Consider the following 21,624-nt stretch of genomic DNA (forward strand, 5'->3'; position numbering starts at 1 on the left):
TTTGAACACCGTCGTGATCGAGGCGAGGGCAAGGGCCGGCCGCTGCGACTGCGGCAGGCCTCGCCTCGATGGCTCTAGAGTGCGGCCATGAGCAGGCGCAGGGTCCGTCGGATGGTCGTGGGCGGCACGGTGTACGGCTGGTGTTTCGGGCACCGGCACGATCGAGTACGGGGCTACCCCGGGTGCAGCAGCACGGTGACGCTGTGGCGTGCCGGAACCCGGGCCCGTCTGCGTCTGGTGTTCAAGCCGGCATCCGACCGCGCCATCGCCGACGGCTACTTCGACGAGGGCGCGGCGGTGCGTCTGCCGGACCGGGAGTATCTGAATCTCCACGAACGCGGCAGCGTGCGGGCGTTGCTCGACGAGGCCCTGGTCCGTGAGCTGTTTCCCGCAACGGGTTCGGTGGAAGTGGACGGCTGGCCACTGTTCGACGCCGTGAGACCATCAGGCCCGCCGGACAGGAAGTCTGTTGTCAGCCCGCGCTAGTCCATGCGTCGGGGCGGGGAGCCAGCACCGCGGAGACGACCGCGCGGGACGAGCCGACGACGTCGGCCACGAAGCGCAGGCGTCCGACGGCGAGTTGTCGCAGAGCCGATCCGTGATCGACGGCAACGACCAGGGACACCGCGAGCAGAAGGAGCCGCCACAGAGCCATGACCGGACGGCGCGTTGCGCGCGGCAACTCCGCCAACGAGGTGTGCAGTCGCTCGCAGTGGAACGGGACGTGGCGCTGCTCGTCGGACAGGATTCGCCCGGCCACATCCGAGGTGAGCGGGTCGTCGGTGCCATCCCGCAAGGCCCGGTAATAGCGCAGTGCCACCACTTCCGCGATCATCAGCACCAGCAGCTCCATGCGCAGGCCCATGAGACGCCGCAGCCGAACGAAGACGGTGTCGCTCCAGTGGCCGGTCAGCGTCGGCATGCCACCTGCGGCCAGCAGCCGAGCGAGTAGACGGGCGTGGTTCTGTTCCTCGGCGACGAAGAGCCGGACCGCCTGCGCGTAATCGCCGTCGCCGGCCTCGTCCGCCTTGCCGACGAGGTTGGCGCCGTCACCGTCCTCGCCGACCTGAAAGCGCTGAATGCCGCCCCACACCGCCGGATGCAGCGTCGCACCTTGCCTCCAGTCGGGGTCACCCTGGACGCGTCTGCGCTCGCGCTCCTCCTCGAACCGCCTTGTCCACTTGGCGAATCCGTCCGTATGCACCCGGTCTCCCCTCTCCGTGGCACAGCCACCGTGCCCGGAAAAGGGACGACGCCGGCGGACCCCAAACAGTTCCGCTTTCGACTGCTCCAAGAACGACTGCGAACCGGCGGCGCGGAAGTGGGCATCACAAGGTCTTGATGAGGCCACCGTCGATGACGAAGTCGGCACCGGTGATGTTGGACGTGCGCCCGCCGGCCAGCATCACGATGAGGTCTGCGACCTCGTCGGGGCGGGTGAAGCGGCCCGTGGCGAAGCCGCCGAGGCTGCCGACGATCTGCTCGCGCGCCGTCTCCTTGTCGACGCCCATCGCGTCGCCCACGGTGGCGGCCATGCCGCCCTCGGCGAGCCACATGTCGGTTTCGACCGGTCCGGGACTGATGGTGTTGACCCGGACGCCCTGGGGGCCGACCTCCTTGGACAAGGCCTTGGAGAAGTTGGTGAGTGCCGCCTTGGAGACGGTGTAGTCGATGATGCCCGGGTCGGGCAGGAAGGCGTTCACCGAGCTGACCGTGACGATCGCGCCCTTGCGCTCGATCAGCGACGGCAGTGCGGCGCGTACCGCGCGAATCGCACTGAAGAGGTTGGCGTTCAGCGTCGCCGTCCAGTCCTCGTCGGTGACCGAGAGGACGCCGCCGAGCCGCGGAGTGAGGACGCCGACGTTGTTGACGAGGATGTCGACGCCGCCGAAGCGCTCGTGGGCGGCGGCCACCAGGTCCTCCACGCTCTGCGCTTCGGAGAGGTCGCCGGTGACCGCGAGCACGTCGTACTGTGCGACCAGCCTGTCCAGCCCGGCACTGCCCTTGCGTGAGCCGGCGACCACTTTGACGCCTTCCTCGGCCAGGGCGCGGACCGCGGCAAGTCCGATGCCGCGACTCGCTCCGGTGACCACGGCGACCTTGTTCTGCAGCTGCATGTCCATGGATTTGTCCTTTCTGCGGAAGTAGACGATTCAGGCGACTGCGCCTACGGCGTTCGCGATGGTGGCGGTGGCCTTCTCGAAGTGGGGAGCGAGCTGCTCCTCGGACATCCCGTTGACCGAGATGAATTCGACGTCGGTGATACCGAGGAAGCCGAGAACGCCGCGGATGTACGGCTCGTGGAAGTCCAGCGGCGCGAAGCGCGGGTCACTGAAGTCGCTGCCGGAGGAGCGCAGGACGACCGCCTTCTTGCCGATCAGCAGCCCCTGCGGGCCCTGTGCCGTGTAGCTGAAGGTGCGGCCCGCCATGCAGATCTGGTCGATCCATGCCTTGAACGACGCCGGTACGCTGAAGTTGTAGACCGGGACGCCCAGGGCCAGGACATCGGCCGCCTCGACCTCGGCGATCAGCTCCCCGGCGGCGCTCACCGCCGCGTGGGAACGGGCGTCGTGGATCTCGGCCGGGCCGAAGACGCCGCGCACCCAGTGCTCGCTGACCAGGTTCGGTACGTCCGCCGTCACATCACGGTAGGTGACGGTGCCGTCGGGGTTCTGGGCCCGCCACGCCTCGGCGTACTGGGCGGAGAGGCGACGGCTGACGGAGCCGAAGCCGGTGCTGCGGGCACTGGAGTCGATGTGCAGCAAGTGAGCCATGGGGGGTTCCGTTCTCAGGTTTATGGATTGATCAATCCAATATTGAGGCGCACCGAGCGGTGGCACCTTCACATCCAGCACGATACTAGTTCTGGATTGAACTATCAAGTATGCGGATGAGCGCCTGACGAGGGGTGTCAGTGCTTGGCGCGGGTCAGTGGTTCACGGTGCCGCCCGGGGGCGGTGACCCCTAGTCCAGGGTGCGCATCGCGGCGTCGACGGCCGACTCGACGAACTCTCGGCCGGCTCGGGCCTTGCCCATGACGCGCAGCCCCTGGATGAAGGTGGTCAGAAGACGTGCCAACTCGGTCGGGTTCTTGTCCGCCGTGAGTTCGCCGCGGACCTGGGCCCGTTCAAGCGCTCCGGCAATGGTCGACTCGACCAGTTTCAAGGTGGCGGAGACGTGTTCGGCCGTGTCCGGGTCGTCGGCGCGCTCGGTGGCGGCGTTGACCGTCATGCAGCCCCGGTCCGGGTCGCACAGGTCGGCCTCGGCCATGGCCATCAGTACGGCCCGCAGGGCGGGCCGTACCTCTTTGGCGCTCTCCAGCTGCGCCACCAGCTGGGCGGCGTTGCGCGACGTGTACCGGGCCAGCGCGAGCCCGTACAGCTTCTCCTTGGAGCCGAACGCGGCGTACAGGCTGCCGCTGCCGATGCCGAGCGCCGAGGTCAGATCCTGCAGCGAGGTCGCGGCGTAGCCGCGCCGCCAGAACACGTCCATCGCGCGGTCGACAGCCTGGTCGATGTCGAACTCTCGTTTGCGGGCCACGCCGACAACGTAATCGTTGTGGATTGAATACTCAAATATGCGTACGGGTTGCTTGTGCTTCCCGGGTCATCGGCCGGTGCTTTGCGCGGCCCTCTCGATCAGGTGGCTGACGGCACGGGGGTCGGTGAGCTGGGCGTCGTGGGGTGCGTCGGTCTCGACCGTGTGCGCGTGTGCGCGGTGCGCCATGAAGCGTTCGGCGGCGGGTGCGATGGCGTGGTCGTTCTTGGCGACGAGATACCAGGACGGGATCGTCCGCCACGCCGGAGCGCCCGTGGGTTCGCCGAAGGCCTGGGCGGCGATCGGTCGCTGCGTGGCGGCGAGCGCGGCGGCGTCCGCCGACGTGCCCCGGCCGCTGAGGAAAACGTCGCGGAACTTGTCCGGCTTGAGATAGAAGTCGACGCCCGACGTTCCGTCGGCCTGGGGGAAGGGAACGGCGTTCAGGGCGGTGGGGATCGGCGCCGTGAGGTCGTCCGTGAGGTGGCTGCCGGGGAACTTGGCGCTGAGAGCGGCGACGGTCTCGTCACGGTCGGGCGCGAACGCGGCTATATAGACCAGCGCCTTGACGTTGGGGTTGTCCGTCGCCGCGTTGGTGATGACCGCGCCGCCATAGGAGTGGCCGACCAGCACGATGGGGCCACTGATCGTCTTGAGATACGCGGCGAGGTAGGCGGAGTCGGTGGACAGGCTGCGGAGCGGGTTCGGCGGGGCCACGACCGGATAGCCGTCCTTCTGCAGGCGCTTGACCACATTGCTCCAACCGGAGGTATCGGCCCAGGCGCCGTGCACCAGCACCACGGTCGGCTTGGGTGCGTGGGGACGTTCGGGGGTGTCGGCGGATGCGGTCGGGATGAGCGCCGCGCTCAGTCCGAGGCCGGCAGCGGTGAGGGCGAGGGAGGTCAGCAAGCGGGTGCGGGGCATGGGTGACTCCAGGAGGATCGGGTTTGCGCGGGGCGCAGGGAGGGGGGAATGGGGGAGGGGCGGGGGGTGGGTGGTCAGGGACCGGGTCGGCGGTGGTCGACGGCCCAGGCGAGTGCGTAGTCGGCGACCTCCTCCCAGCCGTCCTGGCCCACGATGTAGTGGGAGCGGCCGGGAAACTCCTGGTAGGCGGTGACGGCCGTGGACCTGCGGTACAGGCGGACATTCGCCTTGTTCACCTTCGGCGGGACGATGCGGTCGGCTCCGCCGGCGACGAACAGCAGGGGCGCGCGGTCGTTGTTGCGAAAGTCGACGCGGGTGATCGCACGGGGGTTGAAGTTGGCGAAGGCGCCCTGGAAGAGGACGCGTGCCGAACCCGGGACGTGGTGGCGGTCGTAGACCGCCTGCGACGCGGTGCTGTCCAGGGTGTTGGTGAAGGCGTAGTGGAACTGACGCGGGGTCAACCCCACCGCCTTGTTCCTGTTGGCCGGATTGCCCAGCACCGGCCACGCCGATCGGAGCGTGGACAGCGGCAGCGGCAGTACGCCCTTGACCGGTGCCGAGTCGATGGCCACGCCCGCTGAGCCCAGGCCGCGGTCCAGCAGCATCTGCACGATCGCGCCGCCGAAGGAATGGCCCATGAGGATCGGGGGCTCGTCCAGGCCGCGGATGAACCGCTCGTAGTGGTCGACGATCTCGCCCAGCCCGACGCCCGCGATCGGGCTCGGGTCCCGCTGGAGCTGTTCGACGTCGCCGTCCACTCCGGGCCAGGCGGGTGCGAACACCCGGTGGCCGGACGCGGTGTAACGGTCGATCCACTGCTCCCAGCTGCGCGGAGTCATCCACAGGCCATGGATGAGAACGATGGTGCCGGTGCCGGTCTGCGGCCTCGTTGAAGGGGTCACGGTTCCTCAATCGAGATAGAACGTTCTGTCTACCCCGACGCTAGAGGCGCCTTGGTTGCCCTGTCAACAGAGAGAAGGAACGTTCCGTAGGTGCGGACGGATGTCACACGCCGGTGCGGGTGCGGCGCCCACGGGCATGCGAACGGAGGGGGCGCGCCGAATCCCGACGACGATCGGTGAGATGGCGCCCCGCGCCCAGGTCAGCGGGCTGCGGCCAGCAGTGCCTCGGTGCCGCGGGCCAGTGTGCTGCGAGCGGCCTCGGGGTCGCCGAGGTAGCCGGCCACCATGGCGCCGTCACGCAGGGCGACCGCGATGTCCGCGGCCTGTTCGGGGTCGGGATGGCCTTCGGCGTCGAACGCGTCGACGAGGGTCTGGCGGAACCATGCCCGATGGGTGAGGACGGCCTGGTGAACGGGGCTGTCCGGGTCGGGGTATTCCGCGGCGGCGTTGATGAAGGGGCAGCCGCGGAACCCCGGGCTGCACACCTCCTGGCCGATGCCCTCCACGAGCAGCGTGAGCAGACCGTGGGAACCGGCGGCCTGCCGGACGCCGGCCGCGACGCCTGCCCTGATGGCGTTGTCCCTGCCGGTGAGGTAGGCGGTGACCAGGTCCTCCTTGCCGGGGAAATGCCGGTAGAAGGTCGCGCGGGTCACCTGCGCCTCGGCGATCACCTTGTCGACGCCCACGGCGCGGATGCCCTCGCCGTAGAACAACCGCTCCGCCGTGGCCAGCAGACGGTCACGTGCCTCGGACGGCCGCGCGGGCTCATTCGGGGCGGAGGGTGTCGCAGACATGCCCTGAGCATACAGAACGGTCCGTCCACCTCGAAGAACGTCAGTCCGACGCCGTGTGAAGGTCACGAACACTCCTCCCTCTCAGGCCGCCGGCGCGGCATCGAGGTACAACCACCGGGTACCCCGGCCCCACGACGACCATGGCGCGGGCCGCGGGCGACCTCGGCACCCGCACGCCGTGACGTGAGTCATTCCGCTTTCCGGATGAGCTGCCTACGCTGGTACGTCACGAGCGGGGCAACGCGGCTCCGCGCAACAGCTCGCGGAACCGATCAGCCGGACACAGGCGAGCACGCTCCCGAGGGACTGATCGCCGTGCGCCACACGCTGACACCTGTCATAGCCGCCTCCACTCGCTGGCTCCTGGCCGCCTACCCCGCGCCCACGGGTGCGCTCAGCCAGGGGCTGGCCGAGGCCCAGGCCCGGCAGGCCGCGACCCTCGCCGCCGTCCTGCGCTACCCCACCCCCCTTGATGTGGAGCTGCTTCATCTGCTCGCACCGAGCGGGTCCCACCGGCTGGACTGGCTCGTCGGCAGCGCCCCGTACCCAGAGGACGCCGACTGGCGGACCTGGGTCGACGAAACCGTGGTCAGCTGGGCGGCCTGCTTCCTGGCCGACCCCTCCCTTGCCGCCCGCGCCCACCAGGCCCTCACCGCCACCGAGCACCACGCCGAAGTCGGCAGTCCGCGGCGGCTCATCGATCCCGGCGACCGGGACACCGAAGCCGCCGCCTTGCTCCGCCACCCCGACCTGCTGAAAGGCGTCGCCGACCTGCACCGGCCCCAGCTTGAGGAGTTGCTGAGCGCCGACAGCGCGGGGCTGCGATGACGCCTCTACGGTGTCGGCGGAGCCGAGGCTGAGCTCGGTGATCGAGGGTGAGTGTCGGCAGACGGTCATCCATCGGCACTGCTGCCGGCCGCGCCGCCCGCGATGCCGTCGTCTCGGATGCTTGCGGTCAGGGTCCGCAGCGCTCTGAGACAGGCGGCGATCGGGGGTTCCCGCGTCGCGCTGGGCCGGGTGGCGATCTCGATCGTGCGGGCGAGCGTGTCGTCGGCGACCGGACGCGTCGTGAGCGTGGGCGGTACGTGGGCTGCGGCCATGCGGGGGAGGAGGACAGGGTGGCCGCCACTTGCGGCCAGGGCGATCATGGCGGTGAAGTCGGAGCAGGTGTGCCATATCTGCGGCGTGAATCCCGCCGCCCGGCAGGCCTGAAGGACGGCTGCCCCGCACGAGGTGTGCGCGGGGGCCGTGATCCACGGCGCCCGCGCGAGCTCTCGTAGCTCGACGGGAGATCCGTCCGCGCGAGCCGCTGCGTGGTCGCGTGGCAGTACGGCGACCAGCGGGTCGACGTGCAGGACGCGGGTCTCGACGCCCGGGGGCGGGGGCGTGGCCAGATTCGTGTAGCGGTAGATCAGCGCGAGGTCGGCACGGCGCTGGAGCAGCAGACGCGCGGCGGGTTCGGGTTCGGCTTCGGTGATGTGCAGCCGCAGACCTGGGTGAGCGAGTTCCAGTGCGTTGCTGAGGGGAGCGGCCAGCGGGGCGAGGGCGCTGGGGAAGCAGGCGAGGTGCAGGGGTCCGGCGGGCTCTTCGGCACCGCTGCGCAGGCGACTCTGTGCCCGTTCGAGAGCGGCGAGGACGCGCTCGGTGTCCTCGGCCAGGCGGTGCGCGGCGGCGGTGAGGTGGATGGAACGGCCTGTGCGTTCCAGCAGGGGGGTGCGGGTCTCCTCTTCCAGGAGCCGCAGCTGCTGCGAGACGGCGGAGGGCGTGACGCCGTGCAGTTCGGCCACGGCGGTCACCGTGCCATGGGAGGCCAGATCGCGCAGGAGGACGAGGCGTCGAACATCGAGCATTAGCTCATCTTAAAAGATGGCTGTAGGTGATGTAGCTGGACGGGAGGGGCCCGCGGCAGGGAGGCTGAGCAGCCCCCACCGCCCGCGTCCAGCAGTGTCAGGAGCTCTTTCGTGCGCGCCACCGTGATCCACGGCCCGAACGACATCCGGATCGAGGAAGTCCCCGATCCCCGAATACAGCACCCCACCGACGCGGTGGTGCGCGTGATCAACGCCTGTATCTGCGGCAGTGATCTCTGGGCCTACCGCGGCGTTGCCTCGCGCGTGCCCGGGCAGCGCATCGGTCATGAGTTCCTCGGGATCGTCGAGGAGACCGGCTCCGCGGTCAGCGGCTTCGCGCCCGGCGATTTCGTGGTCGCGCCCTTCGTCTGGTCCGACGGCACGTGCGACTACTGCCGGGAGGGCCTGCAGACCTCGTGTCCGCACGGCGGGTTCTGGGGTGAGGTCGGCTCCGACGGCGGCCAGGGCGAGGCCGTCCGCGTGCCGTACGCCGACGGGACTCTGGTCCAGCTGCCGAAGGACGCGGCCACCGACACCAAGCTGCTTCCGGGCCTGCTGGCGCTCTCCGACGTGATGAGCACCGGACACCACGCCGCCGTCTCCGCCGGGGTCCGGCCCGGGGCCACCGTCGCCGTGGTGGGCGACGGCGCGGTCGGCCTGTGCGGCGTGCTCGCCGCCCACCGTCTTGGCGCGGACCGGATCATCGCGCTCGGCCGCCACGAAGCCCGCACGGCCATCGCCCGCTCGTTCGGCGCCACCGACGTCGTCGCCGAACGCGGCCAGGCGGCGATCGAGGCGGTCAGGGAACTGACCGGCGGCCAGGGCGCACACGCCGTCCTGGAAGCCGTCGGCACCGAGGAATCGATGCGTACCGCGATCTCCATCGCCCGCGACGGCGGCGCGGTCGGCTATGTCGGCGTCCCGCACGGCGGCAGCGCCGGCGTGGAGATCAGCCAGATGTTCGATCGCAACATCACGCTCGCGGGTGGCGTCGCCCCGGCCCGCGCCTACATCCCCGAGCTGCTCGCCGGCGTGCTCGCGGGCGTCATCGACCCGGGACCGGTCTTCGACCGCACCGTCGACCTGGACGGCGTGCCGGACGGCTACCGCGCGATGGACGACCGATCGGCGCTGAAGGTTCGCATCATCTTCTGAACAGCCCCGAGGCCCGAACAGCCAGGACCGTACAGCCAGGATCGAACAGCCCCAAGGAGAAGTCTGTGAGGATCGTCATCGCCGGCGGCCACGGCCAGATCGCTCGACGTCTGGGCCGACTGCTCACCGCCCGGGGCGACAGCGCCGCCGGCCTCATCCGCAACCCGGCCCACAGCGACGACCTGCTGGCCGACGGCATACAACCGATCGTCTGCGACCTGGAGGCGGCAGCACACGACGAAGTCGTCGCGGCCTTGTCCGGGGCGGACGCCGTGATCTTCGCGGCCGGCGCCGGGCCCGGCAGCGGCGCGGCCCGCAAGCACACCGTCGACCATCGAGCCGCCGTCCTGGTGACCGAGGCCGCCGTGCGCGCCGGGATCCGGCGGTACGTGATGGTCTCCACCCGGGGCGCGGGCAGCCCACCTCCCGCCCACGCCGACGAGGTCTGGGCGGCCTACGTGCACGCCAAGACCGCCGCCGACGAGCACCTCATGGCACAGGACCTCGACTGGACCGTCCTGCGCCCGGCGGCCCTCACCAACGAGCCCGGCGCCGGCCTGGTGCGCCTCACCGCGGAGCGGAGCGTCGGGGAGATCACCCGGGACGACGTCGCCCAGGTGCTGCTCGCCCTCCTGGACACGCCCGCCGGCGCGGGACTCGTCCTGGAACTCGCCGCGGGACCGGACCCTGTCGTCGAAGCCGTGGCACGCGCGGCAAGCGCCCGCACAGGCGAGGTGGCCGACGCCTGATGGGTCCGCTCGACGATGGCGGCCTGGGCGACACCCCCTCCGGGCCGGTCGGCTTACGACCCCGATCCAAGCCGGCGGGCGAGGGCGCGGATGGCCAAGGCGAGCCTGCCCAGGAACCGGCCGAGTTCCCGTCCACCCGCAGCGGGCGCGCCGGGCTCACCTCGTAGCGGACATCCTCGACGGTGCGGGCCTGCGGGGCGTCGGGCTGGGCTCCGAACGCCTGCCGCGCCCGCACCCGCGCACGCAGAATGCCCCCGTTCCCGCCGAAGTCGACGCCGCGGACGCCAAGGGGCTACGTGACCGACGCCGCCTACGGCACCAACGCGCCCTGCGGGCCGCCCTGTCCGACCGCAGGATCGACCACGTGCCGGCCGTCCGCGCGGATCGTCCCTTCACGGCCCTTCTCCTCTGCCGCCGACATGAAGGCCTACCCCACCCCGAACTCCGGGCCGGGGTCACACATTTGTTCGGCATGCCGCTCCGTTGTGCACTACGGTCTTGACCGACGGCCCGCCACTCAGGCGCCCCTCGCCACGCGTGCCCCACGCGGAGCGCCACGGAGTCCCGAATCGACCGTTCGCGTCCTCGCACAGCAGCTCGGATTGCCGGGCGTTCCGCACGAGACGGAACCAGAGGAAGGCACTTGTGAGCAATCAGCACCCCTCGGCCCACCGACGCCCGAGGCGCGCCCCGTCCCGGACACAGGTCCTGTTGGTCGCGCTCCCCGTGGTGGTGGCAACTGCCGGCGGGGCGTACGCGTTCAGCGCGTTCGGCAGCGAGGCTCCCGGCGGCAAGCAGCGCTCGGTCGCCGTCGGCGCGGAGTCCACGCCCACCCTCGTACCCTCGACGGCCAAGCCCTCGGCGAAGCCGAGCACCGGCCCGTCCACGGCCGAGCCGCGAGCGACCAGGTCCGCCGCCACCAAGCCGAAGAGCGCCGCCACGCCGCAGGTGAGCAACGGCAGTTGCGCGGTCGCGTCCGCCGACAGCATCTGGCGCAGGAAGGTGAACTCCCTTCCGGTGCACCCGAAGTCCAGCGCGTACGTGATGAGCATCGGCGCGAGCAGCCACGTCCACCCGGACTTCGGCTCCGGTGAATGGGACGGCAAGCCCTTCGGCATCCCGATCACCGAGCTGAAGTCGGGCCAGGCCCCGGTGTCGGTCTCCTTCCACTATGCCGACGAGAGCGACAGGGGCCCGTACCCGATCCCGCCGAACGCCAGGATCGAGGGCGGCCCGCGGGGTGGCGGCGACCGTCACGTCATCGCGTGGGACAAGTCGGCCTGCAAGGTGTACGAGCTCTACGACGCCCACCGTCGCAGCAACCGTCACTGGACCGCCCAGTCCGGAGCCATCTTCAACCTGTGGTCCGACAAGCTCCGTCCGCAGGGCTGGACGTCGGCGGACGCCGCCGGCCTGCCGATCCTTCCCGGCCTGGCCCGTTACGACGAGGCCAGTACCGGCACGATCACCCACGCCCTGCGCATCACCGTGCCGCGCAGCCAGAGCGCGCACCTGTGGCCGGCCCGTCACGACGCGTCGGACAGCTCCAACAGGTCCCTGCCGCCCATGGGGCTCCGGCTGCGCCTCAAGGCGAGCACGAACATCTCCGGCCTGCCGCCGCAGGCCCGCGCGGTGGCCCAGGCCCTCAAGACGTACGGCGCGATCGTCGCCGACAACGGCTCGGCCTGGTACATCAGCGGTACGCAGGACACCCGGTGGAACAACGAGCAGCTGAACGCGCTGAAGAACCTCCGCGGTTCGGACTTCGAGGCCGTCGACGTCTCACGACTCCAGATCTCCCCGAACTCAGGAGCCGCGCGCTGAGCGAGAGTTGTCTCAGGGGTGGACGATCTGCCAGTCCGGTTCCGTGGGGTTGACGATCTGCCACCTCTGGGCCTCGCCGTCCGCGCATTCGTGAATCACGAGCCGGGCGGGATCGCCGCCCCCGCTTCCGGCCATGTCGAGACACGCGCTGTTGCTGGAGTAGTTGCGGATCCAGTAGGTGTCCCTGTCCTGGGCGTCGAGCCACCACAGCTGGTTGTCGCCGGTGGTGCCGTTGCAGCCGTACGTGGACAGTGCGGTGCCGGCGGGTTTGGCGCCCAACCCCGGCAGGTCGATGCACTGTCTGCCCCTGACCTGACGGATCTGGAACAGGGCGGAGCCACCCGGACCCATGGTCGGGTACACCACCTCCAGGTTCCAGCGTTCGTTGTCCTCGGTGCTCGGATTGCAGGTGGACGCGTTGGCCGGACCGCCCCGCTGACCCGGGTCGCGGCCCGGGGTGTCGACGCACTTCCTGACGGCCCTGAGTCTCAGCAGGACGTTGCTCACCGACCGCTGCTGGGGCTTCTTCTTGGCCGTCGGGGGCTTCGCGCCCCCTCCGCCGCCCGAACCCTTGGGAGCCTCTGATGCCTTCGGTTCGGCAGCCGGGTCCGGGGCCGAGGAGGGCACCGCGGCCTCGCTGGGTGCCGTGGCCGCGCTGGGCGCGGCACGCTCGCTCGAACTGGGCTGCGGGAGCGTGCTCGCGGCGGCTTCCTTGAGCTGCTCCGCGGCGGAGCTGCGGACTTGGGGTTTGTACGCGATCCAGAGCATCACGAACGCGATGCTGAGAGCCAGGAGAACGCCGAGTGCGGTCGCGAGCCGGCCGGGCAGGAATCCGCGCTGGATGTACGTGCCGTCGACCTCCAGCGGCGCCACCCCCGACCGTTGCACGGCCAGCTTGTACGGTCGCTGTTGCTTCGAGCCGAACCAGATGATCTTGCGTGGCTTGAGCGTGGTGTTCACGAACGCGGCGCGGCCCGGCTTGATCTGCACGTTGCTCGGAAGGATGTCGTACGACAGCTCGTCGCCGTTGTCACCGCCACTGAGGGACGCCGTGAGCGTGGTGTTGCCGATGTTGTCGATGGCGAGCCTGGGACGTGCGCGGAAGCGGCCCTTGACGGTGGGCGGCACCAACTCCGCGCGTACCTCGCTGAACGGCGTGATGGTGAGGTTGCCCTCGGGAACGGTGACCGCCTCGGGATGCTCGGTCGGCGTGATGCGCACGGCGTACGGGTTCGGGCCGGCCGTCGCGTCGGGCGTACGCGGCGGCGCGAACGTCAGCTCCACCGTCCCCGTCGTCCCCGGATACAGCCGGAGCATGGCCGGTTCCACGGTGGTCCACGGTGCGATGTCGCCGACCGGCTCGATGCGGTACTCGTCGACCACATCAGCGGTGTTGCGCAACCGCAGCCGAACGGTGGTACTGCCACCCGGATCCACGGTCGCGGAGGCAGGTTCCAGAGAAGTCCAAAGGCTCACGCGACGAAGCTACGACGACACCCTCCCGCCGGTCAGGGCCCCTGGGGCAGGCTTCCCTGCCCGAACGGGTACGGTCGGCGACCGCGTCGGTGTGCGGACGGCCAGGAGTCCCGGTGCGTGGACCACGGCCCAATCCGCCGACCCGGATGCGCCGTTCCTCTGTCTATGTGCACCCATGTCCACGTACCACCCGCCTTACGGATCCATGACGTACAGACACGCATCGCCTTTCCGTACCGGTGATACGCCCACAATCGTGTCGAACCACGAGCCACATGACAGGGCCGACCACGGCACAACCACGACAGCAGGAGGCAGTCTTGTCCGGACCGGGACCGATCCACGAGCGTCAGGAGGCCATGGCGATGGTCGCCGCCGAGGCCGAGCGCGCCCGGTCCGGCTCCGGTGGCCTGGTGTTGCTGAAGGGGGCCACCGGCACCGGCCGCACCGCGCTCCTGGAGGCGGTCGCCGACGACGCCGCGGCACACGGCATGCGGGTGCTGCGGGTCCGTTGCACGCCCGAGCCTCTCGCGCCGTTGACCGCCGTATGCCAACTCCTCGGCGATGGGCTGGAGTTGGCGTACCCCGTCCTCGGACCACCGGACGACGCCGCTGCCGACTCCGCCTTCCACCGCGACCGCGCCGCACGGCTGTGGCGCGCACTGCTGAAATGGACGGCCGAGGCCCCGCTGTTCATGGCCGTGGACGACGTCCACCTCGCGGACAAACCCTCGTGCGGCTGGCTCATCGAGGCAGCCCGGCTGGCGGAACGCCTGCCGGTGCTGCTGGTGGCGACCGAGCGCAGCCAGTACGACGTCGAGCCGCCCGCGTCCGGCCTGGCCCACGCGCTCTCGCCCGGCCTCGTCCGCACCCACACCCTGACCCCGCTCAGCCCGCACGCGGCGGCGGAACTGGTCCGTTCGGTCGTCGGCGCGGCACCGACCCAGGCATGGGTCGACGACGTCGTACGCGCCGGCGCGGGCAGTCCGTTGCTCCTGAAGGCCCTGCTGGACGATCTGCGCGCACAGTCCCCGGGCCGCACCGGCACCATGACCGTGCCGGACACCTGCGCCGCGCTGTATCCGGGCGCCTACCCGGCCGCCGTCTCCTGGTGGCTGGACTGCGCGGGGACCGGCACCGCCGAGGTCGCCCGCGCGTTCGCCGTCGTCAACGGCGGGCGGGACGCAGACGGCGACCACCACCGGGACACCCACGACGACGATGATGCCCGGCTGCTCGCCGACATGACGGGCACCGATCCCGCCCGGGTGCACGGCTGGCTCACCGCCATGAGCCGTCTCGGGCTGCTGCGCCCAGGCCCGGCCGGCCGCCCCCGCTACGCCCATCCGCTGCTGCGGGACGCCGTACTGAGCGGCTGGTCCGGTGCCCGGAAGGGCGCTGCCCACGCCAGGGCGGCCGAGGTGATGCTGCGCCGCGGCGAGAGCGCCGAGGCGGTGGCCGGACAGCTGCTGCGGGCGCCCGCGCCCAGCGGGGCATGGGCCGTCGACATCCTGCTGGACGCCGCGGCCAGCGCGGTCACGGAGAGCCGTACCGACGACGCCGTCGCCTTCCTGCGCCGCGCGCTGGACGAAGCGTTGACACCGGCCCGCCGAGCGGCGGTCCTCACCGAACTGGGCTCCCTGGAATTCGCCGCTGTCGGGTCGGCGGCCGGCATACCCCGGCTCGCCGAGGCCGTACGGCTGGCGGACACGCCCAGGGACCGGGTGCGTTCGGCGCTGGCGCTCGGTACGGCACTGGCCGGACGGGGCGAGCAACGGGCAGCCGTCGCCGTACTGGACTCCTTGGACGAGCAGTTGACGGGCCATCAGGATCTGACCCGCACGCTGCGGACCGCCTCGGTGCTGCTGTCGGACCACGACCAGGCCGCACGGCGCGAGGCGTACGGGCGGCTGCGCGACATGGCCGCGCGCTCGCCCCATCTGGTCGGTACGGCCGGGCTGGCGTTGCTGGTGCGGTACGAGTCGCAAGCCGGTCTGCTCTCGGCCCGGACGGCGATGGAACGCATCCGGGCCCTGCTGCACGAACCCGCGGACCCCCTCGCGGAGCCGATTCTGCTCGGTGCGGCCGCGGCCGTCGCCCAGTGGGCGACGAACTGGACGAGGCCGCGCGCCTGGTCGAACGGGGCCTGGCCGGGCAGCGCACCTCGCTGCTGCACCCCATGCACGCGGCCCTGCTGAACGTACGGGGGGACATCGCGGCCGCACGCGGCAGCTACGCCGAACTGCTCGCCGAGCCCGACTTGCGGCAGGCTATCGAGGCGCCCGACAACCGACGCCCCCCGACGAACACACATGCCCTCGCCGTCGTCGCGCTGGTCGAGACGGGCCGTACGCGACAGGCCGCGGCGCTCGTGGACCGCTGCGACCCGCGCGACGCGCCCGACTCCGTGGAGCCGTCCCCCTTCCTCTACGCACGCGGCCATCTGCGCGCCGCGTGCGGCGATCCGGCCGGCGCGCTCGACGACTTCCTGGAGTGCGGGCGACGCCAGTCGGCGCGGGATGTGGTCAGTCCGGTCGTCACTCCCTGGCGGACCGTCGCAGCCGAATGCCGGCTGGCCCTTGGCCGGCCGGACGAGGCCCTTGCCCTGGCCCAGGAGGAGCTACGGCAGGCCACGGTCTGGAACACGCCACGGCTGCTGGGGCGTGGCCTGCGCGTCCTGGGCACGGCGACCGGCGGTCTGCGCGGCCTGGAACTGGCCGAGCAGGCCGTACGACTGCTGCGGGACACGCCGGCCGAGACGGAACTGATCCTGGCGCTGACCGCTCAGGGGCGGCAGTTCGCCGCCGCCGGAGAGCGGACCAGGGCCCGCGATCCGCTGCGGGAAGCGGCCGAGCGCGCCGAACGCCTCGGCGCGGTCCGTCTTCGGTCCGTGGCCGAACACGTTCTGCGGGAGAGCGGCGCCCGCCGCACCGCGAAGCCGTACACCGGACCGGCTGCGCTGACCGACAGCGAGCGCCGCATCGCCGAACTCGCCGCCGGTGGCCGGACGAACGCCGAGATCGGTGAACTCCTGCACCTCGCCCGTCGTACCGTCGAGACCCACCTGACCAACGTCTACCGCAAGCTCAGCATCCGCCGCCGCGCGGAACTCCCCACCGCCCTGGACCGACTGCCGGCCGACGGGAAATTAGGCGCGTGCCGTTGTGCTCAGTGACGCGGTGGTCCAACAACCCTTCCGCTGCGCGTGGTTGTGGGTCGGGGCTTGGCAAGGTGCACAAACATCAGCGCGCCCCCGCCTTCTCGGCGTAGAAGCCCAGGAGTTCGGCCCAGCCGTGGCCGTAGCCCTCGGCCATGCCGGTACCGGCGGAGGGGACACGGTCCCAGCCGCCATGCTCGACGGTCACCCGAGTGCCTCCGTCGACGCTCTCGAAGCGGACCTCGACGTCGGTGGTGGCGGATGCGTCCCAGTCGCCCTGCCGCCAGGTGAACACCAGCCGCCGATCGGGCTCCCGGACCAGCACCCGGCCGATCTCGAAGCCCTCGCCGGAATCAAGATCGTGGACCTCGACGAGGCGGCCGCCGACCTGCGGCTCGAAGCGCAGTTCCTGGGCCTTGTCGGGCTCGTTCCAGTAGCGGGTGCCGCGCTTCCACCACCTACCGATGTCGGCGGTGAACACGTCGAAGGCCGTGGCCGGGTCGCAGGCCACCTCGACCGTGGCGGTGGCCGTTGCGGGCGTACTCATTGGGCGGTTCCTTTGTTCATGCGCTCGGCGTGCTCCTTGAACGCGCCGAGCTGACCGGTCCAGAACGCCTGCACCTGGTCCAGCCAGGCCTGCAGGCCGATGAATGGTTCGTGCCGCAGCTGATAGACCCGGACCCGGGCGTCGTTCTCCAGGCTGTGCTCGACGACCAGCCCACTGCGCCGCAGTACCCGCAGGTGCCGGCTTATCGCCGGGGCGCTCACCTCGAACGCGGCCACCAGCTCACCGGAACAGCTAGTGCACGCATGTCAATCACCGGCGCCGAACAGCACGGGGAGGGGGTGTCAGTCGACGTCGATCACGATCTTGCCTCGGGCGGTGCCGCTCTCCACGGCCGCGTGGGCGTCGGCGACATCGGCGAGCGAGAAGCGCCGGGGGTCGAGTAGCGGTTCGAGCGCGCCCGCGTCGGCGAGGGCGGCCGCCTCGCGCATGATCTCGCCGTGGTGCTCCCGCCCGCGCCCGGTCAGCAGGGGCAGCAGCGTGAACACACCGGAGTAGGTCGCCCCGCGGAAGCTGAGGGGCGCGATGCTGTGGGTCCCCCAGCCAAGGGCGCTCACGACGTGACCGGTGTACGTGCGGACCGCCGCGAAGGAGGCGTCGAGCACGGGCCCGCCGACGGTGTCGAAGATGACGTCGAAGCCCTCACCGCCGGTGTGCTCGGCGACGTACTCGTCCACGGACGTGCTGGTGTAGTCGATCGGAGTGGCACCCAGGAGCTCGACGGCCTCCAGCCGCGAGGGCGAGGCGGTGGCGAAGACGTCCGCACCGCGGGCACGGGCGATCTGCACGGCGACATGGCCGATACCGCCGGCTCCGCCGTGGACGAGGACCTTCTGCCCCGCGTGGACCCGCGCCCGGTCGATCAGCCCCTCCCAAGCGGTGATGACGACCAGCGGCAGGGCCGCGGCCTCCCGCATGGTGAGCGAGGTCGGCTTACGGGCGAGAAGGCGGGCGTCGACGGCCGCGTACTCGGCGAGTGAGCCCTGCAGATCACCGACGCCACCGGTCATGCCGAACACCTCGTCGCCGGGCGCGAAGTCGTCGACGCCCGCGCCGACCTCCTCGACCACGCCGGCCAGGTCCAGGCCGAGGACGGCCGGCAGCGTGCGCCTGGCATGGGCGGCCTTGCCGGCCCGGATCTTGGCGTCCAGCGGGTTGACGCCGCTGGCCTTGACCTTGACCAGCACCTGGCCCGGACCCGCGTCGGGCCTCTCGATCTCGCTGAGCACCAGCGGAGTGTCGAACTCCCGCAGAACAACCGCGCGCATGCCTGCGCCTCTTTCCCGTCGCGTCACCATTCGGCGGGCGGCCCATTCGGCCGCCCATCCACCGACGCCGAACCGAACCGCAAGCCCGACCACACCATTCCCGAGGGGCCCGACCGGGCGATCGCGACCGAGGCGGAGGCGGAGGAACTCATCAGCGCCCGCTTCCCCGTGTCCCCTTACTGGACCTTCCCGGGTCGGCCCGCTAGTAGCTAAGCGCGAGTAAACGCTACGTAAAGTGATCGTATGTTAAAGGTTACCGATGAGAGATGAAATCGCCTAGGTTGTTCCAATTAGGATGGGCTCCACGGATGTAGATCGCTGCGGGTCCACATCCGCTCGCATGCGGTCCAGCGGGTACCCGAGCGGTGAGAGAGGCGAGGGTCGGCAGTGGTGAATACCAGAGATGGCGATCCGGACAACACCGGCCCGTCCATACCCCACGTCCCCCATCCGCTGCATCAGCCGCAGGGCCTGCGGACCATGCAGGCCGTGCGGCCCATGGAGCGACACCGCATGCGGATGCTGCTGCTCGACGCCGTCGACGAGGACCGGCGCGATGTCGACGTGCTGCTGACCGCGCTCCAGCAGGCGGTGGCCGAGGTGCACGGCCTGGGCGGCATGGTGCATCTGCCGGGCGGCGGCATGAGTGGCATCCTCTACCTGGTCGCCGACAGTGGCCTGCCGGAATCGGTGACCCGACCCTGGCTGATCATCCCGGCACGGGGTGCGGCGCCACCCAGCAGGGCCGCCCGCAACGACACCATCACCTGGCAGCCCGACCTGGCCCCGCCCGACCCCGTGCCGGGCCGGGACCCCGCCTCCCTGTGGCCTTCCGAGCTCCCCGTCGGTATCGGTCACCTGGCCGTCCCCCTCGCCGGCGGTGGCTGGCGACGCGGTGCGATCTCCGTCCTCTTCGCCCCGGGCACCGAGCCCGGCGCGGCGGAGCTCGCGTTTCTGAACGAGGTGGCGGCCTGGATGTCCGTCAGGCTCAGGTCGTCCGGGATCCTCAATCCGTCTCCCACTCTGCTGCGCGCCCTGGACAACGGGCCGGGACCGCAGGAGGCCGGCTCCCCGTGGGACGCGGAGGGGGTGCCCGCCATCACGTACACCTGGGACCTGCGCACCGGCGAGCTGACCTCCGACCTGCCCGTCGAGGAGATACTGGCCGGCATAGATCCGGAGGTGATGAGCGGCGGTATCGAGGCATGGGCGGAGCTGATCCACCCGGACGACCTGCCGGGGGCGGTGGCCGGCTTCGACACGGGCATCCAGCTGCGCGGCGGCTTCGAGAACGAGTACCGGATCCGGCGCCAGGACGGCACATACGTCTGGATCGAGGCCAGCGCCCGGACGATCACGGACGAAGAGGGAACGCCGGTGAAGGTGATCGGCAGCCTCCGGGACAGCAGCGAGACGCATGCCGCCGCCGAGTCGGTGGGGCGGGCCCTGCGCCACATGAGCGACGGCTTCGTCTCCCTGGACACGGACTGGCGCATCGGATTTCTCAACCAGGCCGCCGAGCGGCTCCTCGGCGCCGCGGGAGACGTGGCCGGAACGCTGCTCTGGAACATTCCCGCCGTGCGTGCCGTGCCGGGCCTGGAGGAGCGGTGCCGGGCCACGGTGGCCGAGGGCCAGCCGGGCGGGTTCGACGTGCCGGGGCCGGACGGGACGTCCTGGTACCACCTGCGGCTGGTGCCGGTGCCGGAAGGCCTCACGCTCTACATCACCGACACCACCGAGCGGCATCTGCGGGAGGCCGAGCGGGCCGCCGCGGAGCGGGCGGGCGCGGAGCGGGCAGCCCTGGTGCAGCGGATCACGCGGGAGCTGGCCGAGGCCGTCACGGCCCAGGACGTGATGACGGCGGTGGCGGACGGCGTGATGACGCCCCTCGGGGCCACCGGACTCATCATCGTCGGCGTGGTCGGCGACCGGATGACCGTGGTCGGCTCCAGGGGACATTCGGAGCACTTCACCCGACTACTGAACGCGCAGTGGACCGCGGGGGACAACGCGGACCCGGTGGGGGACGCCCTGAAGGCCCGCGCTCCCCTCTACATCTCCTCCCCGGAGGAGTTCCTGAAGCGTTACCCCGAGACCGAGATCGTGGTCCGAGAGAGCGGCACGCAGGCGTGGGCCATTCTGCCGCTGGCGGTATCGGGGCGCGGTATCGGCGCGGCCGTGATCTGCTTCGGCCGACCGCGGGTGCTGGACGATGACGAACGAACCCTGCTGACCGCGCTCAGCGGACTGATCGCACAGGCCCTGGAGCGGGCCGGACTCTACGACGAGGCGACGACCCGGGCCCGTACCCTCCAGCGCAGCCTGCTGCCGCAGGCACTGCCCAAGCTGCCCGAGGTCACGGCGGCGGCGCGCTACCAGCCGGCCAAGCAGGGAGCCGACGTCGGCGGCGACTGGTACGACGTGATCCCGCTCTCCGCGGCCCGGGTGGCGTTCGTGATCGGCGACGTCATGGGCCACGGCATGGCCGAGGCCGCCACCATGGGCGCGCTCCGCACGGCCGTCCGCACCCTCTCGGAGCTGGAACTCCCGCCCGACGAAATCCTGGGCCACCTCAACGACATCGTCGGCGAGCTGGGCACCGATGCCTTCGCCACCTGCCTGTACGGCATCTACGACCCGGTGACCCGGCGTCTGTCGTACGCCAGCGCCGGTCAGCCGCCCCCGGCGGTCGCCCACCCCGACGGGACCGTCACCTTCCTGTCCATGACCCCGGACCCGCCGCTCGGGGTGGCCGCGCCGCCCTTCGAGACCCGCGAGACCCTGCTGCCCGCCGAGAGCCTGCTCGCCCTCTACAGCGACGGCCTGGTCGAGAGCAAGGACAGGGATGTCACCACCGGCATGAACCGCCTCGCCGAGCTCCTCTTCGAGTCCGTGAACGCCATGCCGACCTCACCGGCGGACGCGTCCGACCTGGACGCCCTCTGCGCCGGCCTCACCTCCGCTCTCCTCCCCGACCACGGCGAGCTGGTGGACGACGCCGCCCTGTTGCTGGTCCGCACCCACCCGCTGGACCCGGAGAACGTCGCCGAGTGGCCGCTGCCGGAGGACCCGGTGGCGGCGGGCCAGGCCCGCGAGCTGGTCCGCGCCCAGCTCACCGACTGGGACCTGGCCGACGAGGACCTGATGATGACCACCGAACTCCTGGTCAGCGAGCTGGTCGGAAACGTCGTCCGACACGCCGTCGGCCCGATGCGGCTGCGCATGCTCCGCAGCCGCGCACTGATCTGCGAGGTCTCCGACGCCAGCCTGACCACGCCGCACATCCGCCACACCTCCGCCACCGATGAGGGCGGCCGCGGCCTGCAGCTCATCTCCGCACTCTGCCAGCGCTGGGGCACCCGGCACACCCGCACCGGCAAGGCCATCTGGACCGAACAGCCCTTGCCCAGCCCCCCAGTTTGACCC

General features: G+C 71.0%; 18 protein-coding genes and 1 pseudogene. 7 read left to right on the forward strand and 12 right to left on the reverse strand.

The window, feature by feature from the left end; genetic code table 11:
* The first annotated feature begins 87 nt into the window (after positions 1-87).
* Positions 88-486 carry a hypothetical protein gene (locus ACWGKT_RS16165; protein WP_453274109.1) on the forward strand — a complete coding sequence of 133 codons (399 nt, stop codon included), beginning with the start codon at positions 88-90 and terminating at the stop codon, positions 484-486.
* Here ACWGKT_RS16165 and ACWGKT_RS16170 read toward each other — a convergent pair.
* The 7 genes from ACWGKT_RS16170 to ACWGKT_RS16200 all read right to left on the reverse strand — a co-directional run bounded on the left by ACWGKT_RS16170 (position 473) and on the right by ACWGKT_RS16200 (position 6,154).
* Positions 473-1,204, reverse strand: coding sequence for a ferritin-like domain-containing protein (locus ACWGKT_RS16170; protein ID WP_453274110.1), 732 nt, complete (start codon positions 1,202-1,204; stop codon positions 473-475). The two genes, ACWGKT_RS16165 and ACWGKT_RS16170, sit on opposite strands and share 14 nt — an antisense overlap.
* A gap of 124 nt (positions 1,205-1,328) precedes the next feature.
* Complete coding sequence (locus ACWGKT_RS16175) at positions 1,329-2,123, reverse strand: oxidoreductase (protein ID WP_453274111.1); 795 nt, start codon at positions 2,121-2,123, stop codon at positions 1,329-1,331.
* 30 nt (positions 2,124-2,153) lie between these two features.
* Positions 2,154-2,774 (reverse strand): FMN-dependent NADH-azoreductase, encoded by a 621-nt coding sequence (locus ACWGKT_RS16180; protein WP_453274112.1) that lies wholly within the window; start codon positions 2,772-2,774, stop codon positions 2,154-2,156.
* A 190-nt stretch (positions 2,775-2,964) separates the two neighbouring features.
* The gene (locus ACWGKT_RS16185) at positions 2,965-3,540 is read right to left on the reverse strand and encodes a TetR/AcrR family transcriptional regulator (RefSeq protein ID WP_453274113.1); all 576 of its coding nucleotides are present in this window, start codon (positions 3,538-3,540) and stop codon (positions 2,965-2,967) included.
* A gap of 66 nt (positions 3,541-3,606) precedes the next feature.
* Positions 3,607-4,458, reverse strand: coding sequence for an alpha/beta fold hydrolase (locus tag ACWGKT_RS16190; RefSeq protein ID WP_453274114.1), 852 nt, complete (start codon positions 4,456-4,458; stop codon positions 3,607-3,609).
* Between the two features lie 74 nt (positions 4,459-4,532).
* Positions 4,533-5,360, reverse strand: a complete 828-nt coding sequence (locus tag ACWGKT_RS16195; protein ID WP_453274115.1) for an alpha/beta hydrolase — start codon at positions 5,358-5,360, stop codon at positions 4,533-4,535.
* Positions 5,361-5,560: 200 nt separating this feature from the next.
* The gene (locus tag ACWGKT_RS16200; RefSeq protein WP_453274116.1) at positions 5,561-6,154 is read right to left on the reverse strand and encodes a TetR/AcrR family transcriptional regulator; all 594 of its coding nucleotides are present in this window, start codon (positions 6,152-6,154) and stop codon (positions 5,561-5,563) included.
* Between the two features lie 315 nt (positions 6,155-6,469).
* On the opposite strand from ACWGKT_RS16200, the gene ACWGKT_RS16205 reads away from it, so the two are divergent.
* On the forward strand, positions 6,470-6,982 hold the full coding sequence (locus ACWGKT_RS16205) for a hypothetical protein (protein WP_356146687.1): 513 nt from the start codon (positions 6,470-6,472) through the stop codon (positions 6,980-6,982).
* A 65-nt stretch (positions 6,983-7,047) separates the two neighbouring features.
* Here ACWGKT_RS16205 and ACWGKT_RS16210 read toward each other — a convergent pair whose 3' ends face one another.
* Positions 7,048-8,004 (reverse strand): LysR family transcriptional regulator, encoded by a 957-nt coding sequence (locus ACWGKT_RS16210; RefSeq protein ID WP_453274117.1) that lies wholly within the window; start codon positions 8,002-8,004, stop codon positions 7,048-7,050.
* Positions 8,005-8,115: 111 nt separating this feature from the next.
* On the opposite strand from ACWGKT_RS16210, the gene ACWGKT_RS16215 reads away from it, so the two are divergent.
* The 3 genes from ACWGKT_RS16215 (at position 8,116) to ACWGKT_RS16225 (ending at position 11,732) form a co-directional block, all read left to right on the forward strand.
* Positions 8,116-9,159 carry a zinc-dependent alcohol dehydrogenase family protein gene (locus ACWGKT_RS16215; RefSeq protein WP_453274118.1) on the forward strand — a complete coding sequence of 348 codons (1,044 nt, stop codon included), beginning with the start codon at positions 8,116-8,118 and terminating at the stop codon, positions 9,157-9,159.
* A gap of 65 nt (positions 9,160-9,224) precedes the next feature.
* On the forward strand, positions 9,225-9,908 hold the full coding sequence (locus ACWGKT_RS16220) for an SDR family oxidoreductase (RefSeq protein ID WP_453274119.1): 684 nt from the start codon (positions 9,225-9,227) through the stop codon (positions 9,906-9,908).
* Positions 9,909-10,553: 645 nt separating this feature from the next.
* Positions 10,554-11,732: a hypothetical protein gene (locus ACWGKT_RS16225; RefSeq protein WP_453274120.1), complete on the forward strand. Its 1,179-nt coding sequence runs from the start codon at positions 10,554-10,556 to the stop codon at positions 11,730-11,732.
* 12 nt (positions 11,733-11,744) lie between these two features.
* Here ACWGKT_RS16225 and ACWGKT_RS16230 read toward each other — a convergent pair whose 3' ends face one another.
* A complete protein-coding gene (locus ACWGKT_RS16230; RefSeq protein WP_453274121.1) occupies positions 11,745-13,208 on the reverse strand; it encodes an RICIN domain-containing protein in 1,464 nt (487 codons plus the stop codon).
* Positions 13,209-13,567: 359 nt separating this feature from the next.
* Here ACWGKT_RS16230 and ACWGKT_RS16235 point away from each other — a divergent pair.
* Positions 13,568-16,383 (forward strand): annotated as a pseudogene (locus ACWGKT_RS16235) (AAA family ATPase).
* Between the two features lie 67 nt (positions 16,384-16,450).
* On the opposite strand, the gene ACWGKT_RS16240 reads toward ACWGKT_RS16235, so the two are convergent.
* The 3 genes from ACWGKT_RS16240 to ACWGKT_RS16250 all read right to left on the reverse strand — a co-directional run bounded on the left by ACWGKT_RS16240 (position 16,451) and on the right by ACWGKT_RS16250 (position 18,198).
* Positions 16,451-16,912 (reverse strand): SRPBCC domain-containing protein, encoded by a 462-nt coding sequence (locus ACWGKT_RS16240; protein WP_453274122.1) that lies wholly within the window; start codon positions 16,910-16,912, stop codon positions 16,451-16,453.
* Positions 16,909-17,151, reverse strand: a complete 243-nt coding sequence (locus tag ACWGKT_RS16245; RefSeq protein WP_453274204.1) for an ArsR/SmtB family transcription factor — start codon at positions 17,149-17,151, stop codon at positions 16,909-16,911. Before ACWGKT_RS16245 ends, ACWGKT_RS16240 begins: the two co-directional genes overlap by 4 nt.
* Positions 17,152-17,214: 63 nt before the next feature.
* A complete protein-coding gene (locus tag ACWGKT_RS16250) occupies positions 17,215-18,198 on the reverse strand; it encodes a zinc-dependent alcohol dehydrogenase family protein (RefSeq protein WP_453274123.1) in 984 nt (327 codons plus the stop codon).
* A 390-nt stretch (positions 18,199-18,588) separates the two neighbouring features.
* Here ACWGKT_RS16250 and ACWGKT_RS16255 point away from each other — a divergent pair, with 390 nt between their 5' ends.
* A complete protein-coding gene (locus ACWGKT_RS16255) occupies positions 18,589-21,621 on the forward strand; it encodes a SpoIIE family protein phosphatase (RefSeq protein WP_453274124.1) in 3,033 nt (1,010 codons plus the stop codon).
* Positions 21,622-21,624 lie beyond the last annotated feature (3 nt).

It is taken from the genome of Streptomyces sp. NPDC054794 (genome assembly GCF_053611585.1).

What these genes read in the sequence shown, in the direction of transcription:
- ACWGKT_RS16210 (WP_453274117.1), bottom strand. Translation starts at nt 8,004, where the DNA reads ATGCTCGATGTTCGACGCCTCGTCCTCCTGCGCGATCTGGCCTCCCAT.
- ACWGKT_RS16240 (WP_453274122.1), bottom strand. Translation starts at nt 16,912, where the DNA reads ATGAGTACGCCCGCAACGGCCACCGCCACGGTCGAGGTGGCCTGCGAC.
- ACWGKT_RS16200 (WP_453274116.1), bottom strand. Translation starts at nt 6,154, where the DNA reads ATGTCTGCGACACCCTCCGCCCCGAATGAGCCCGCGCGGCCGTCCGAG.
- ACWGKT_RS16250 (WP_453274123.1), bottom strand. Translation starts at nt 18,198, where the DNA reads ATGCGCGCGGTTGTTCTGCGGGAGTTCGACACTCCGCTGGTGCTCAGC.
- ACWGKT_RS16175 (WP_453274111.1), bottom strand. Translation starts at nt 2,123, where the DNA reads ATGGACATGCAGCTGCAGAACAAGGTCGCCGTGGTCACCGGAGCGAGT.
- ACWGKT_RS16165 (WP_453274109.1), top strand. Translation starts at nt 88, where the DNA reads ATGAGCAGGCGCAGGGTCCGTCGGATGGTCGTGGGCGGCACGGTGTAC.
- ACWGKT_RS16180 (WP_453274112.1), bottom strand. Translation starts at nt 2,774, where the DNA reads ATGGCTCACTTGCTGCACATCGACTCCAGTGCCCGCAGCACCGGCTTC.
- ACWGKT_RS16190 (WP_453274114.1), bottom strand. Translation starts at nt 4,458, where the DNA reads ATGCCCCGCACCCGCTTGCTGACCTCCCTCGCCCTCACCGCTGCCGGC.